12 protein-coding genes and 1 tRNA gene are annotated in these 13042 nt (G+C 67.8%); 9 read left to right on the top strand and 4 right to left on the bottom strand.

Annotated elements, in window-relative coordinates; all coding sequences use genetic code 11:
- Nucleotides 1-156 precede the first annotated feature (156 nt).
- The 3 genes from NR810_RS35385 (at nt 157) to NR810_RS35375 (ending at nt 2451) form a co-directional block, all read left to right on the top strand.
- The gene (locus NR810_RS35385) at nt 157-1683 is read left to right on the top strand and encodes a PAS domain-containing protein (protein ID WP_257458979.1); all 1527 of its coding nucleotides are present in this window, start codon (nt 157-159) and stop codon (nt 1681-1683) included.
- A 180-nt stretch (nt 1684-1863) separates the two neighbouring features.
- Nucleotides 1864-1937: transfer RNA gene (locus NR810_RS35380), tRNA-Arg, on the top strand.
- 325 nt (nt 1938-2262) lie between these two features.
- Nucleotides 2263-2451: a hypothetical protein gene (locus tag NR810_RS35375; protein WP_257458978.1), complete on the top strand. Its 189-nt coding sequence runs from the start codon at nt 2263-2265 to the stop codon at nt 2449-2451.
- A 225-nt stretch (nt 2452-2676) separates the two neighbouring features.
- Here the strand turns inward: NR810_RS35375 and NR810_RS35370 are convergent, their stop codons facing one another.
- The 4 genes from NR810_RS35370 to NR810_RS35355 form a co-directional block, all read right to left on the bottom strand.
- Nucleotides 2677-3144, bottom strand: a complete 468-nt coding sequence (locus tag NR810_RS35370; protein WP_257458976.1) for a GNAT family N-acetyltransferase — start codon at nt 3142-3144, stop codon at nt 2677-2679.
- 73 nt (nt 3145-3217) lie between these two features.
- Nucleotides 3218-4885: a hypothetical protein gene (locus NR810_RS35365; RefSeq protein WP_257458975.1), complete on the bottom strand. Its 1668-nt coding sequence runs from the start codon at nt 4883-4885 to the stop codon at nt 3218-3220.
- A 32-nt stretch (nt 4886-4917) separates the two neighbouring features.
- Nucleotides 4918-5298 (bottom strand): hypothetical protein, encoded by a 381-nt coding sequence (locus NR810_RS35360; protein ID WP_257458973.1) that lies wholly within the window; start codon nt 5296-5298, stop codon nt 4918-4920.
- Nucleotides 5299-6227: 929 nt separating this feature from the next.
- Entirely contained in the window at nt 6228-6782 is a 555-nt protein-coding gene (locus NR810_RS35355; protein WP_257458972.1) for a hypothetical protein, read from the bottom strand.
- A 500-nt stretch (nt 6783-7282) separates the two neighbouring features.
- Between NR810_RS35355 and NR810_RS52655 the strand changes: the two genes are divergently transcribed.
- From NR810_RS52655 to NR810_RS35325, 6 genes are read left to right on the top strand one after another with little or no spacing between them, the layout of a single operon-like run.
- Entirely contained in the window at nt 7283-7669 is a 387-nt protein-coding gene (locus tag NR810_RS52655; RefSeq protein ID WP_257458971.1) for a TPM domain-containing protein, read from the top strand.
- A gap of 14 nt (nt 7670-7683) precedes the next feature.
- Nucleotides 7684-8334 (top strand): AfsA-related hotdog domain-containing protein, encoded by a 651-nt coding sequence (locus NR810_RS35345; protein WP_257458969.1) that lies wholly within the window; start codon nt 7684-7686, stop codon nt 8332-8334.
- A 5-nt stretch (nt 8335-8339) separates the two neighbouring features.
- Nucleotides 8340-9641: an FAD-dependent oxidoreductase gene (locus tag NR810_RS35340; RefSeq protein WP_257458967.1), complete on the top strand. Its 1302-nt coding sequence runs from the start codon at nt 8340-8342 to the stop codon at nt 9639-9641.
- 47 nt (nt 9642-9688) lie between these two features.
- The gene (locus NR810_RS35335; protein WP_257458965.1) at nt 9689-11164 is read left to right on the top strand and encodes a coproporphyrinogen-III oxidase family protein; all 1476 of its coding nucleotides are present in this window, start codon (nt 9689-9691) and stop codon (nt 11162-11164) included.
- A 19-nt stretch (nt 11165-11183) separates the two neighbouring features.
- Nucleotides 11184-12098, top strand: a complete 915-nt coding sequence (locus NR810_RS35330; protein WP_257458963.1) for an alpha/beta hydrolase family protein — start codon at nt 11184-11186, stop codon at nt 12096-12098.
- Entirely contained in the window at nt 12095-13042 is a 948-nt protein-coding gene (locus tag NR810_RS35325; RefSeq protein WP_257458962.1) for a fatty acid desaturase family protein, read from the top strand. The genes NR810_RS35330 and NR810_RS35325 overlap by 4 nt, the downstream gene beginning before the upstream one ends.

The raw sequence follows: 13042 nt of genomic DNA, 5'->3' as shown, positions 1-13042 counted from the left end.
TGTGTGTGGCAGCGGACGTGAGCCGGGACCTCCGGCATGCCGAGCGTGTGCTGTTGGACGGATCGATCCGGGGCTGGACGGGGGAGCCGCTCGTCTGTGCGCCCGCTTGTCGGTATCCGTCTTCTCATCATGAAAGATGAAGGGAGCGCACCTGGGGTGGAAGAGGGAACTCCGGCCCCGTCGGATCTGCCCTACCGTGAGTTGTTCCTGTCCGTCGTCGAGGAACTGCCGGACGCGGTCTTCACCAAGGATCTGCAGGGGCGCTACACCTTCATCAATGGCGCGGGGGCGAGCTACCTTGGCCTGCCCGTGGAGCGGATCCTCGGCCGCAAGGACGGCGAGCTGATATCCGCCGAGGAGGCGCAGCGCACGCTGGAGTTCGATCGGCAGACGCTGCTGGCGGGGCGCACGATCCATGCGGAGATGCACGAGCACATGGCGGGAGTGCCTCGCGAGTGGCTGTCCACGAAGGGGGTGCTCCGCCGGCCTGACGGGCAGGTGGTGGGGCTGTTCGGCATCGCGAGGGATCTGTCGACCCACCGGCGCAACGAGGCGGCCCAGCGCCAGAGCGAGGCGCTCTTCCGGGCGGCGGCCAGCAGCAGCTTCGACGCGTTCTTCATCGTCCGGGGCGAGCAGGAGCACCTGCGGCTGCTGCGCATCAACGCCCACGCCGAGTCCCTGCTGGGTTGCGAGGCACGCCAGGCCGAGGGACGCCCGCTGTCCGACTTCCCGCACGCGGCCTTTCTCGCGACCCGGGCGCTGTGCGAGCAGATCTGGCGGACCGGCCGGCCCCATGACGACGAGGTGGAGCAGGTGCGGCCGGGACAGGGCCGGCGCTGGTTCCGCCGCCAGCTGAGCGCGGTGGGCGACTGCATGGCCATCACCCTGCGCGACATCACCGAGCAGCGCGAGAACGAGCTGCGCCTGCGGCTCAACGAGCGCATGGCCTCCATCGGGATGCTCGCCGCGGGGGTGGCGCACGAGATCAACAACCCGCTGGCGTTCGTCTCCAGCAACCTGGGCTTCCTCGCCACCGAGCTGCGCCGGCTGGCGCTGCCGGAGGAGGATCAGCGCGAGCTGCTGGAGGCGCTCACCGAGGCGCGCGAGGGCACCGAGCGCATGCGGCTCATCGTGGAGAGCCTCCGGGCGCTCTCGAGGGGAGATCAGACGACCACGCACCCGTTGGATCTGCACGAGGTGCTGGAGAACTCGGTGCACCTGGCCTGGGGCCGGCTGCGCAGCCGGGGGCGGCTGGTGCGTGATTATGGGGAACTGCCCCAGGTGCTTGGCAACTCCGTGCAGCTGGCGCAGGTCTTCACCAACCTGCTCATCAACGCGGCGCAGGCGCTGCCCAGGTCGGGCGGGGAGATCCGGCTGGTGACGCGCATGCAGGGCACCACCCAGGCGGTGGTGGAGGTGCACGACAACGGCTGTGGCATCCCCGCCGAGAACCTCGAGCGCGTCTTCGAGCCCTTCTTCACCACCAAGCCGGTGGGCGAGGGCACGGGCCTGGGGTTGTCCATCAGCCACGACATCATCCGCGGGCTCGGAGGCAGCATGTCCGTGGACAGCGTCGTGGGGGAGGGGAGCACCTTCCGCGTCTTCCTGTCCGTGGTGGACGAGGCGCGCGACGAGGAGACGCGTCCCGAGGATGGCTCCCGCTTCCAGCATTCCGCGGCCTAGAAGCGCATCCAGCGCGAGGGGGCCGGGGCGTCGGGATGGGACGAGGCACCCTGGGCGGGAGCCCGGGGAGGGGGCAGGCGGGGCGGTTGGAGTGTTCGGAGTCCGCCCGTCAGCCCCTTGGACGCATCGTCGTCGTTGCTTCCTGGGAAGCGGTTGCGCTAGATAGCCCTCACATCTCCTGGTCCCGTAGCTCAGTTGGATAGAGCGGCGGTTTCCTAAACCGCAGGCCGCTGGTTCGATTCCAGCCGGGGCCACTCGCCCTGCTTTCCAAGTCCGGGGAAGCAGGGCTTTTTTCTGTCTGGTGGCGTTCAGCGGCGTTCAGGAATGTTCGCCCGATTTGGTATCCGTTTGGTACTAGGTCCGCCCCTCCTGACGCGCTGTCCTGGTCGCGCCTCGAATCACCCGAGCAGCCAGGGGCTCCACGGAAGCCCGTGGGAGCCCCCTCCGTAGCGTGTGCCCTGGCGAGGTGTGGCCGGGGGAGCGATCGGCGTTCACCGGTTCGTGAGGCGGGTGGCTGGCCCCGAAGCTTTGAGGGGCGCCTGGCTAGCGTTCGGATACCCGCAACCGAACAGGAGTCCCATGAGCACCATCTTCTACACCAGTTTCCCCGGGTTCCTCGGTGTCGAGCTGCTGCCCCGGGTGTTGCGCCGGTCGCCCGACGACACCGCCACCTGCCTGGTGCAACCCAAGTTCGCCGGATTGGCCCGCCGTCGGGTCGACGAGCTGGTGGCCGCCGACGTGTCGCTCGCGGGGCGCATCCATTTATGATTCGTGCGGCCGAGGAGGACGCTATCCGGGTCGCACGGGCTCGCTCGTCACGCTGAGTCGCGCTCCCGTTCAGTTTTCCTCCGTCCGAGCTGTCGCCTGCAACTCGTCCTACGCATCTGCGCCCACGCAGCTGGCCCGAGGGCACAAAGAAGCGGCAGGATGTTGGCGGGCATGACGAAGCGCCGGAATTTGGACCGGAAGTCGTCGTAGCGCGAGCCACACTCACTACGTCGAACCAAGCCTCATGAGGACTTCGGCAACTCCACCCGGGTGATGCTGGTTCTCGTTGATCATGGTGTGGAAGCCACACTTCTCGAGGACGCGGATCGAGGCGAGGTTGTGGAGAGCGACCCACGCATGAAGCGGCCGGGCGGGCTCGAGCAGGAGAAACTCAGAGAGGGCCCGAGTGGCGATGCCTTTGCCCCAATGCTCGCGACCAATCCAATAGCCGACGAGGCGCTTGGCATCCTGTTCCCAACTGCCGATGTTCCCAACGACCACGCGGCCCATGACGATGGTGCGGGTGACGTTTTCAGGGCGGAGAACCTTTGTGCGCCAGTGGGTCATGAACGCGTCGCGCTCCCGCGATGGAAATGCGGCCATGCGCAGCGCTTCTGGGTCGCGCTGGTGTTCGAAGAAGATGGGAAGGTCCAGGCCGCGAGCGGACTCCTGGCCGCTCAGGTCGAGCAGCATTTGCGAGGCAGTGACGAAGAGCGTGGAGTGTCCCTTGAGCGACGTCGGCGGCGCCTGAAGGTTCTGGCGTTCCTTATCTCGCCAGCGCCTGTGCCTGCTCGAGGTCCACACTGAAGAGACGCGCCGGCAGGCTGACCGAGGCACCGCAGGCCAGCGTGACGCTGCGGCCATCCCGCAGTCCCAGCACGGTCTTGCCCTGTTCCCGGCAAGCCTTGACCGAGGCCTTGACCGCGTTGGCGTTATCGAACAACGGCAAGCCTTCCGCGCCGGTCACCACCATGTCTGCGCGCAGCACGCCGCACGTCGGCCCGGAGGCAATGCGCGCCGCCGCTGCTTCATGATACATGCTGACGGAACCGTTGCAGTCGGCGCGCATCAGCAGGGCGAGGTGGCGGAAGGCCATCGGCTTGACCAGGGCCTGGGTCCATTCCGTGGTCGGGCGCAGCAGGGAATCGGGCTGGCGGGCATGGTCCAGCAGCACGCTCTCCAGGGTCTCGCTGCCGGCAAGGCGGGGCAGCCAGCGCGGCTCGCAAGCCTGCGCGCCGCCGCATTCGAGCTCGCGGGCGAAATCGGTGCGCTCGCCCTGCTTGCCCTTGCGGTGGTAATCGCGCACCCGCAGCAGGGGCGTCGTGGACACCAGCTTCGACGACAAGCCGATCGCGTAGAAGGTCAGGCCGCAGTCATAAGGATTGCGGCCCCAGCCGCGGTTGCGCATACCCTTCCAGGACTTGCCGTCGGCCGCGAGGAGGCAGCTGTTGACAGCTTTTTCCAGTTCGTCCCTGAGGCCGGCGCGATCGAACCAGCCGAGTCGCGCGGCGGTCACCACGCGCAGGAACTCGGCGCCGCCTTCGCCGATGGTCGCCTCGTCTTCCTTCCAGCTGTCGTTCCAGTCCGTGGGCTGGGTGAGGTGGGCCATCTCGTGCGTCACGAAGGAATGCAGCAGCGTTTCCTGTTCAGGGCCGGGCGCGGGCGGGAAGGCCAGGCGCATCACCGTGCGGTTGGCAACATCGCCCCAATAGGTGAGCGAGTGGTCGGAAGGCGTGGCGACGATGAAGGGCCTGGAGAAGGGCAGGCCGGGCAGTTCCGCCTTGAGCAGCCCTTCGATGCTGTCCAGCGTGGTGTTCAGGACGGCCAGGGTCTGCGGTCCGAAGCTGGCGCTGGCGTGGACCCGGGGCACCGCGCCAGGCGTGAAGGCCTGCTGGATCAGGACGGTCGGCATCGCATCGCCGCCGCCCGCGGCCGCGCTGCGTGCCCCTTGCTGCGCCGTGATTACGCCGTCGACAACGACCGTCCCGCCGGGCACGGAGAATGTCCAGTCGACCGGGCCGCAGGAGTCCGTGATGGCATAGGCGCTGGTGTGCACGTACAGACCCCGCTCGACCGGATAGGCCCAGGGATAGACACGGTCCGCGCTGCGGTTGGTGGCGGGTACGCGCAGGCGCAGCGTGCTGCAGGAAGCGTTCTTGCGGCGGATCTGCCGGCCGTCGAACACGGTGCACTCGTCGGCGGCGGTCCAGTCGCTGCGCAGGCTGGCGATGGTCTCGGCCCGCATGCCGTCGTTGCGGAAGTCCAGCGCCGCGCAGGAGGGCGGGATCTGGTAGCTGACCTCGAGCGCGGCCGGGTCGCGCATCATGATGGTTGCGCGAACTGTTGCAGATGCGGGCGCAGGTGCGGGCGCGACAGTCTGGGCAATGCATGCCGGCGCGCAGGCCAGCAGCAGGACGGACAAGGACAGCTTCAAGAGGCCTCCTGGGCATCAGCGAAACCGACATGCTAGCTTAACAATATTCGCATGCCCGGCAGGTCCGGCATCGTGAACTGGTAGCCCTCCGGGTGCGTCTCCCGGTACTCCTGCCACAACAGCAGCTTGGTGACGCCCTTCCTCCTGAGCTCCGCGTGCACATGCGCCCAGTCCGGCTTGGGCCGACTCGCCACCACCTTGCCCTCGTCCGCGAACAACAACGCCGTGAGCGCCGCATCATCGTCGAGCTCCGGCGGCAGCGGCCAGCTCGTCAGCTTCGCCGCCTGCGCCCGGTACAGGTAGCGATTCACCGTGCCCACGCTCCGGGCAATCTCCCGCACCGACAGCTTCAGCTCCAACCTCTGCCTCAACAACTCTCCCAGCTTGCGCATGGACAGCCTCTCTGCCGCCATCAAGTCCTCCTTTGGGGAGGTCAGAGGTGGCGGCTCGTCCAGCACCGTCAACGCTCCACTGGGTTTCCCCTTCCTGGGCCTACCTTCCGGGTGCATTCCACTTGCCCGGAATCGGTGTTCCACATGGTCCGTCCGGTGCACGCATCCTCGGCCCCTCCGCTCCAGCCCTCACCCTCAACATGGCCTCTATCCCGTCCATACTCAGGAGCCATGCGGAGACGCTCGCGGGCATTGACGTGGCCTTCGCTGCCTTCGCGCACGGGCTCGCGGACTACGGCGCGCGCAAGGGGCGCTGAGGCCTCTGCGTGGTGGGCGGCAGGACGGGACCCTCAGCACATTCCTGGCCCTGACGGCCGCCGGGGCTACCCGCCCGTGCCAAGAGCCAGCGAGGAGATGCTCGCGATGAAGGGCGCGAACACGGCGAGACCCTGCTGGAGATCCTGGAGCACGGAGCCTTGCAGGCCGAGCTGGTTGCGGACGGCCTGCTCCTCGAATCCGTCCGCAGCTTCTCCGAGGCGCTCCGGAACAAGCGCAGCGCACGCGGATAATCCTTCCTCTTGTAGAAGTGCACCTCGATCGTCGTGATGATGTTCACCAACGGAGCCCCCTGCCCAGTCCACAACGGACACACCGCATCCCCCCACAGGAGCAGGTCGGCCCCCATCGCCTCCCCGATGGCGAGTGCCGCCGTCGTGTCCTGGATGACGCACCTCAGGCGGTACACCTCCAGATTCTTCGCTACCCGCGCCAGCTCGCCCTCCTCCTTCCCCTCCAGGGCCACGCGGACCATGTAGTCCCTCAGCAACCGGTCCACAGCATCGGCCGCCGTGCGCCCGAACGCAGCGCGAGCGCAGCAAGGACCTGCCCCAGGTGTCCAAGGACCTGGACCTGACGCAGCGGTGTGCGCCCGCGCTGGTTTCATGCTGCGGCTATTTCGTCTTCTCGCTCTTCGTGCCCTTCTCGCCCTTCGTGCCCTTCTCACCCTTCGTGCCCTTCTCGTCGGGCGGCGGCTTCAGCTTCTTCACCTGGGCAGCCGCTTTCAGGCCTTCCTCGCTTGGTTTCGGACTCTGGAAGACCTGGGCTGTGCTGCTGGTGGGCATCTCGCACTTGACGTTGAACGTCGTGCCCCAAGCCTGGAAGGTGACGCTGCCGGTGAAGTTCGAGTCACGTTTGAGGGTGGGGTTACAGGGCACCTGGCTCGAGCCCAACGCGGCACTGATCTGCATGGTGTACTCCGCGCCATTGGCGAAGGACTCGAGCGATATGCAATCGGTCTGGCCAACGGAAATGCTGTCGGTCCAACCGGTCGCGACGTCGCCCGAGACGACCCGCGCCCAACCGGCGTAACCAGCGCCCACCAGTAGGCTGATGCAGGCCTCCTTCTGCGCTCGTGCGGGAGACGGGATGAGCGCGAGCCCGAGCAACAGGGCCCCGAAAACGAGCTGGAGCCCTCGAATACCTTGCTTCGATGAGACAGAAGACATGAGTGTGACTCTCCTTGTGCGGATGAATCCACAGCCAGTCTATCTACCCCTGCGGCAGCTCCTTCCGACATCGTCGGTAGTCTCGCGCTGTTGCAAGTCGCACTTTGAATGCTGTCATTGCGCGGTGCCTGTCACACGCATCACCCCCGAGGCCGAAATGGCATGTGGAGACGCCCTTGAGCTCTGCCGAGAGACTTGGTGCTAACGTATCCGCTCAGTGGATTGGTGCGGCGAGGCGATGTAGATGTGATAACGAGCGCGCCGCCAGCCTGGCCGGGAGGAGCGGCGTTCAGGTCGCAGCGGGTAGCTTCTCGCTGGTGCGGCCAAACCGCTGGCGCATCGCCTTGCGCAGGCGCAACTCCAACTCGGTGTTGGGTAGGAGGGATTGGGGCACTGTTAAGGGCAGCGGGCGGGCGCCCGAGGGGCGGAGGAGGGTTGCTGACGGGTGCCGCCTGGGCTGCGCGCAAGCCGGTCCCTGGCCGCCACCGGGGACCTGGCTGGTGGACACCACTGGGAAGCTGTCCGCCGTGGCGGTGGTCACGGTGAACCAGTGGGCCCGGGAGGTGGACGCGGTGGGGGCCGGGCAGCTCTTCGTGGTGGTGGACTCGACGGACGAGCGCCACCCACGGGCCTTCGCCAACGAGCTCTTCCTCGCGTGGAGCATCGGCCACGCCGGGCGCGACGGCGGGGTGTTGCTGCTCATCGCCCGGAAGGACCGGGCGGCGGGCTGCTGTAGCAATCTGACGCCTTCCGCGCTCCCTTGGCCTGCTAGCCGAGAACCAGGGGGCTCTTCTCAGCCGGGCCGTCGCGTCACATCGGGTCGCAGCCATGTCCATCCAGTTGGCCTCGGAATGCGCTGGGCCGATCCCGCGAACAAGCCACACTGACGGATGGTGTCTGTATGCAAGAAGCCATGATCATCGGAGATGGGGTTGACGGACGGGACGCTCCGGGGGTGCTGGACGCGGTCCCCGCGGGAGTGCTCGAGAAGCTGACGGAGTGGGTGGAGACGTTCGACCCTTCCGCCCGGCTCCAGATTCCACAGCACCTGGTCCACAAGAGAGATCCACGCAACGTCTTCATTGCCCGACTCGAACGCGTCTCGGAGGCACGGCCAGACGAGCTCGCGGCGCAGCTCATCTTCGACCCGACCCACCCGTACCACTTCGAGCACCCGCAGGACCACGTCCCGGGGATGATGCTCATGGAGGCAGGTCGGCAGCTCGGGCTGGCGGTGACGCACCTGTTCTACGGGGTACCGCTGGACGCCATGTTCGTGCTCAACGACGTGAATGCCCGCTTCCGCCGTTTCGCGGAGCTGGGCGAGCCCGTCTTCGTGTACTCGGCCGTGCGCGAGAAGGTGTACCGGCGGGGGCGCCTCATGTCGATGCGCCAGGCGGGGCTCTTCATCCAGCGGGGCGAGCTCCTCGGCTCGATGGAGGGGAGCTGGAGCGTGTACGACCGGCGGACCCTGGAGCGGCTCCGGCGCCGGCTGCGGCCGGAGGATGGGCCGGCCGCTTCCCTCCCGATGACGGCCCCCGCCGCGGAGTGAAGCCCATGACGAAGCGCTATGTGGTGGTGGGGGGCGGAGTATCCGGCATCGCCGCGGCACACTATCTCCGGCAGGAAGGGGCCGAGGTGGAGCTCGTCGAGCAGGAGGACACGCTGGGCGGGCGCGTGGCGCCAGCGCTGCTCGACGGCCAGCCCATCGAGCTGGGGGGCAAGAACATCGGCCGGCGCTACCACCTCTTCCGCGAGTTCGCGCGGAAGATGGGGGAGACGGACTTCGAGCCATTCGGCATCAACTCCTCGCGCGTGCGGCCCAACGGCCGGTTGATGACCGTGGACAGCTCGCGCCGGTGGAGCAGTGTGCGGGAGCTGATGCGGGCCGGTCCTCCCTCGGACCTGCTCCGCTTCGCCACGCTCTGCGCGCGCGCGGTCTCTCTCCCGGAGAATGGCTACCTGGGCTCCGTCCGCTTCGATGTCCTCGGCGAGCGCCGGGATGATCGCCCGCTGAGCGCGTACTTCAGCGAGGCCTTCAGCGAGGCCGTGCTCCGCCCCATGGTGGTCCGGATGAATGGCGCCGAGCCGGACGAGGTCTTCCCCGGCAACGTTGGCACCAACCTCCGGATGCTGCTGGACACGTACGAGCAGCCGAAGCGCGGCATGCGGGCCCTCTTCGATCGCTTCGCGAAGACTGTGCGGGTGACGCGAGGCACTCGCGCCCGAGGGCTGGTGGTGCGGGGCGGGCGCGTAGCGGCCCTGGAGCTGGAGGGGCCTGGGGGCGCCCGCGAGGAGCGCACGTGTGATGGGGTGGTGCTCGCCATGCCCGCGCACACCAGCGCCGCGCTGCTGGCTCCGCACGAGCCGGGTCTGGCCCAGGCTCTCGGCCACGTGCGCTACTTCCCGGTGCTGGTGGTGGTGGCCCGGTACGCGCGGGAGGTCTTCTCCCACTCCACCCGCGCGCTCGTCTTCGGCCCGGAGCACCCGCTGAGCAACGCGGGGGCATACGGCATCAACGCCCTGGACGTGGTGCGCTACACGTTCAGCGGGCGCACCGCACGCCGGGCCCTGGAGGCCGGGGCGGACGCGGAGGCGCTGCTGCGCGCGGGGGAGGAGCTGCTCGGCCGCCACTTCCCCGTCCACCCCGCCGAGCGGGTGGCCTACGTCGCGCGGCGCTTCGAGCCGGGATTGTGCGCCTACTCGCCCCACCATGCCCGCCTGCGGCGCGAGCTGGATGCTGGCCTGGGGAGGCTCCGCGGCCTCCAGCTCGCCGGGGACTACCTGCGGGGCTCCTCCATCGAGGCCTGCTTCCGCGCGGCGAAGGAATCCGCGGGGCGGATGCTGAGGAGCCAGTGAGCTGCGCTGGCGCCCCACCTGACGAGTGCAAGCAAAGGAGAGGACGGATGCGGAAATACTATCTGGGGCCGGAGGCCAGCCATGAAGTGCCGTTCAAGAAGCTCCTGGCGATCTCCCACTACATCATGCCCAACTTCGCCACGATGGATTGGGATCGGGTCTCGCGCGAGCAGGTGGACGAGAACCTGCGCTCGCTGCGGGACCCGGGGGGGGCGCTGAACGACGAGCTGATGATGTACATCCACGTGCCGTACTGTCAGTCGTTCTGCCATTACTGCAACTTCAACAAGAACCACTATCCCTGGCAGGACGAGGAGCGGCTACAGCGATACACGGACTACCTCCTCAAGGAGATCGACTACTACCTGTCGCTCCCCTACGTGCAGGCGCGGAGGTTCACGGCCATCTACATTGGGGGGGGAAGCCCCTCCACGCTCCCGGTCTCGGCGGTGGAGCGGCTGTTCGGGCACCTGGCGAAGGTCGTGCCGGGGTTCGACACCATCGAGAAGACTTTCACGGGCGAGCCGCGCACGCTGCGCAAGCCGGACCTGCTGAAGGTCATCCACGACTACGGCTTCGACCGCGTGACGTTCGGCATCGAGACGCTCAACCCGGAGATCCACAAGAAGATAGGCCGGTGGGACTCTCCGAGCGACGTGGACGCGGTGTTCGAGGGGCTGGAGAAGCTGGGGTACAAGGGCGACCGCTGCGTCGACCTCATGTATGACCTGCCGGGGCAGTCGCTGGTGGGCTTCCAGGAGGAGCTGGCGACGCTGGTGGCGCACTACCGGCCGGACGAGATCGACGCATTCGGGACGGTGTACCTGCCGTACCGGCCGCTGCACAAGCTCATCCTCGACGGGCGGGTGCCACAGCCGGGGAGCATCTGGCAGCTCCTGCGGATGCGCGAGCACCTGTATGACTACCTGCTGGAGAACGGCTACCACAACACCATCGCCGAGACGTACTCGCGCAAGCCCCAGCGCAGCATGTACCAGACGGCGCACTGCGCGCGGCAGGACATCATCGGCATCGGCTGCGCGGCGCGCGGCAACATCAAGGACATGGTGTCCATCAACCCGGACAAGGTCGATGTCTGGATGAACAACATCGACCAGTACGGGGCGTCCACGCAGACGCTGCAGAGCATCGGACGGGGCGGAGTGCTGGACCGGATCATGGTGATGTTCCCGCGTTACAAGGAACTCTCCAAGGAGCTGCTCGCCCGCTACTCGGACGTGGAGCACTTCGAGCAGGTGGAGGACGTCCTGCGCTCGCACATCGAGGTGGGGTGCGTGGAGGAGCAGGAGGACCGGTACGTCGTCAACAAGCTGGGCGTCATCTGGCACGGCAACCTGCAGACGGACTACATGGAGCGTTCGCTGAACCTGCAGGGGAAGGTCCTCCTGAAGGTCATCTCGGAGAAGGAGAGCCACTTCGATCGAGAGGATCGCTTCAAGGTGAACAAGGCGACCCGGTTCATCGCGAAGCACATCGACAAGTACCCGAAGCTGATGAAGTAGCCAGGGAAGGGGGGGCTCGATGGTCGACGTGGTGCGCAGGAGCGAGGTCGTGCCGGTGGAGGATGGTACGCGGCTGGAACTGGAGATCTTCGAGCAGGAGGAGGGAAGGGGGGCACCGGTCCTCCTGTGCCTGCCGGCGATGGGAGTCCCAGCGCGGTACTACGAGCCGTTCGCGCTCGAGCTGCACCGGCGGGGTTTCCACGTCGTCACGAGTGACCTGCGCGGGCACGGGGCGAGTTCCGTACGCGTGGGCCGGGGGACGGACTTCGGCTACTACGAGATGGTGGCGCGGGACCTGGGGGCGGTGGTGCGGGCGGTGCGCGCGGCCTTCCAGGACAGCCCCCTGTTCCTGGTGGGGCACAGCCTGGGCGGGCAGCTCGGCTCGCTCTACCTGGGCCTGGAGGGCGAGGGAGTACGAGGGCTCGTCCTCGTGGCGGCCTCTTCGGTGTACTACCGGAACTACGGGGCACTGGGCGGTGTGAAGGTGCTGCTCGGCACGCAGCTCGCGGCGGTCATCGCCGCGGTGTGGGGGTACTTCCCAGGGCGGAGGCTGCGGTTCGCGGATAACGAGTCGGTCCGGGTGATACAGGACTGGGCGCGCCAGGCGAGAAGGGGGCGCTACGTGCTCTCCGGGGCCGCGCAGGACTTCGAGGCGCTGCTCGCCCGGGTGGAGCGGCCGGTGCTGGCCATCTCCGTGGATGGGGATTCGCTGGCGCCACCGGCAGCGGTGGAGCATCTGTCCGGGAAGATGCCGCGGGCCCGGGTGGTGCGGTGGCACTTCACGCAGTCCGATGCCGGGGGGGCGCACTTGGATCACTTCCGCTGGGTACGCCACGGTGCGCCCGTGGCGGCGCGTATCGCGGGGTGGGTGGGGGAGGTGCTCGCGGGGGAGGCAGGCGCCGGCCAGGACCCGCGGACGGAGGGCCGGCCATGAGCGACACGGCCCCGGCGCTTCCACGCCTGCCGCGCGAGCTGTACACCCCGTCACTCGTGGGCGCGGCCAGCTGCATCGGCTACGCGGTGGGGCTGTTCGTCGTTCCCGCGTGGCTGGCCGTGAAGCTCGTATCGAGCCCGGTGGCGCTGGCCCTGCGCATCCCCGGCGTGCTGGCCCTCCTGCTCGTGGCGCAGCAGGGGATCCACCTGCTGGGGTGGGTGGGACATGAGGGGTTCCACTTCAACCTGCACCGCAACCGGTACATCAGTGCCCTGCTGGGCATCTTCTTCTCCTCGATGGTGCTGTCCTTCTTCCAGGTGGGCGTGGGGCCGACGCACTGGGTGCACCACCGGTACACCAACCGGCCCGAGGATCCGGATTGGCGCATCTTCTCGCGCTACCAGACGCTGGGGCGGCGGCTCCTCCTGGGGCGGGCTCGGGCGAACCGCGTCTTCCTGCGGAACCTGCTCGAGGTGGCCCTCGGCCGGGAGCTGGACTTCCCCCACGTCGTGCCGTTCCGGCCCGCGGAGCTACGGGCACTCGCGTGGGTGAACATCGCCTGCGCTCTGCTGTGGTTGTCGGTGTACGTGACCATCACCGTGCGGAGCCCGCTGGCGGGGCTGGTGGGCATCCTGCTGCCGCACGTGCTGGGGTTCTTCTTCAGCGGCCCAAGGCCCTACGTGGAGCACGCGGGGACGGGGGTGGGACAGGGCCGGGATGCCCGCACGTGCTCCTCGAAGTTCATGACGGTGCTCTTCATGGGAAACAACTTCCACCTGGAGCACCACCTCTATCCCGCCATCCCCTGCTACCGCCTGCCCTCGGTCCATCGCTACCTGGCCGAACAGGGCTTCTTCGAGCGGGAGGGCATCCCCATCGAGACCACGGTGCGCGGCGCCTATGCACATGCGACGGGGCGCTCGCGTTACACGTCGTATGTGTAA

The organism is Archangium lipolyticum (assembly GCF_024623785.1).
GTDB classification, from domain to species: Bacteria; Myxococcota; Myxococcia; order Myxococcales; family Myxococcaceae; genus Archangium; species Archangium lipolyticum.
The sequence above is the reverse complement of the archived record's forward strand: the minus strand, read 5'-3'. Positions and strand labels throughout refer to the sequence as shown.

Coding starts and splice junctions, on each gene's coding strand:
- NR810_RS35375 (WP_257458978.1), top strand. CDS start 2,263: ATGAGCACCATCTTCTACACCAGTTTCCCCGGGTTCCTCGGTGTCGAG.
- NR810_RS35325 (WP_257458962.1), top strand. CDS start 12,095: ATGAGCGACACGGCCCCGGCGCTTCCACGCCTGCCGCGCGAGCTGTAC.
- NR810_RS35360 (WP_257458973.1), bottom strand. CDS start 5,298: ATGGCGGCAGAGAGGCTGTCCATGCGCAAGCTGGGAGAGTTGTTGAGG.
- NR810_RS35345 (WP_257458969.1), top strand. CDS start 7,684: ATGCAAGAAGCCATGATCATCGGAGATGGGGTTGACGGACGGGACGCT.
- NR810_RS35335 (WP_257458965.1), top strand. CDS start 9,689: ATGCGGAAATACTATCTGGGGCCGGAGGCCAGCCATGAAGTGCCGTTC.
- NR810_RS35370 (WP_257458976.1), bottom strand. CDS start 3,144: ATGCTGCTCGACCTGAGCGGCCAGGAGTCCGCTCGCGGCCTGGACCTT.
- NR810_RS35355 (WP_257458972.1), bottom strand. CDS start 6,782: ATGTCTTCTGTCTCATCGAAGCAAGGTATTCGAGGGCTCCAGCTCGTT.
- NR810_RS35340 (WP_257458967.1), top strand. CDS start 8,340: ATGACGAAGCGCTATGTGGTGGTGGGGGGCGGAGTATCCGGCATCGCC.
- NR810_RS35330 (WP_257458963.1), top strand. CDS start 11,184: ATGGTCGACGTGGTGCGCAGGAGCGAGGTCGTGCCGGTGGAGGATGGT.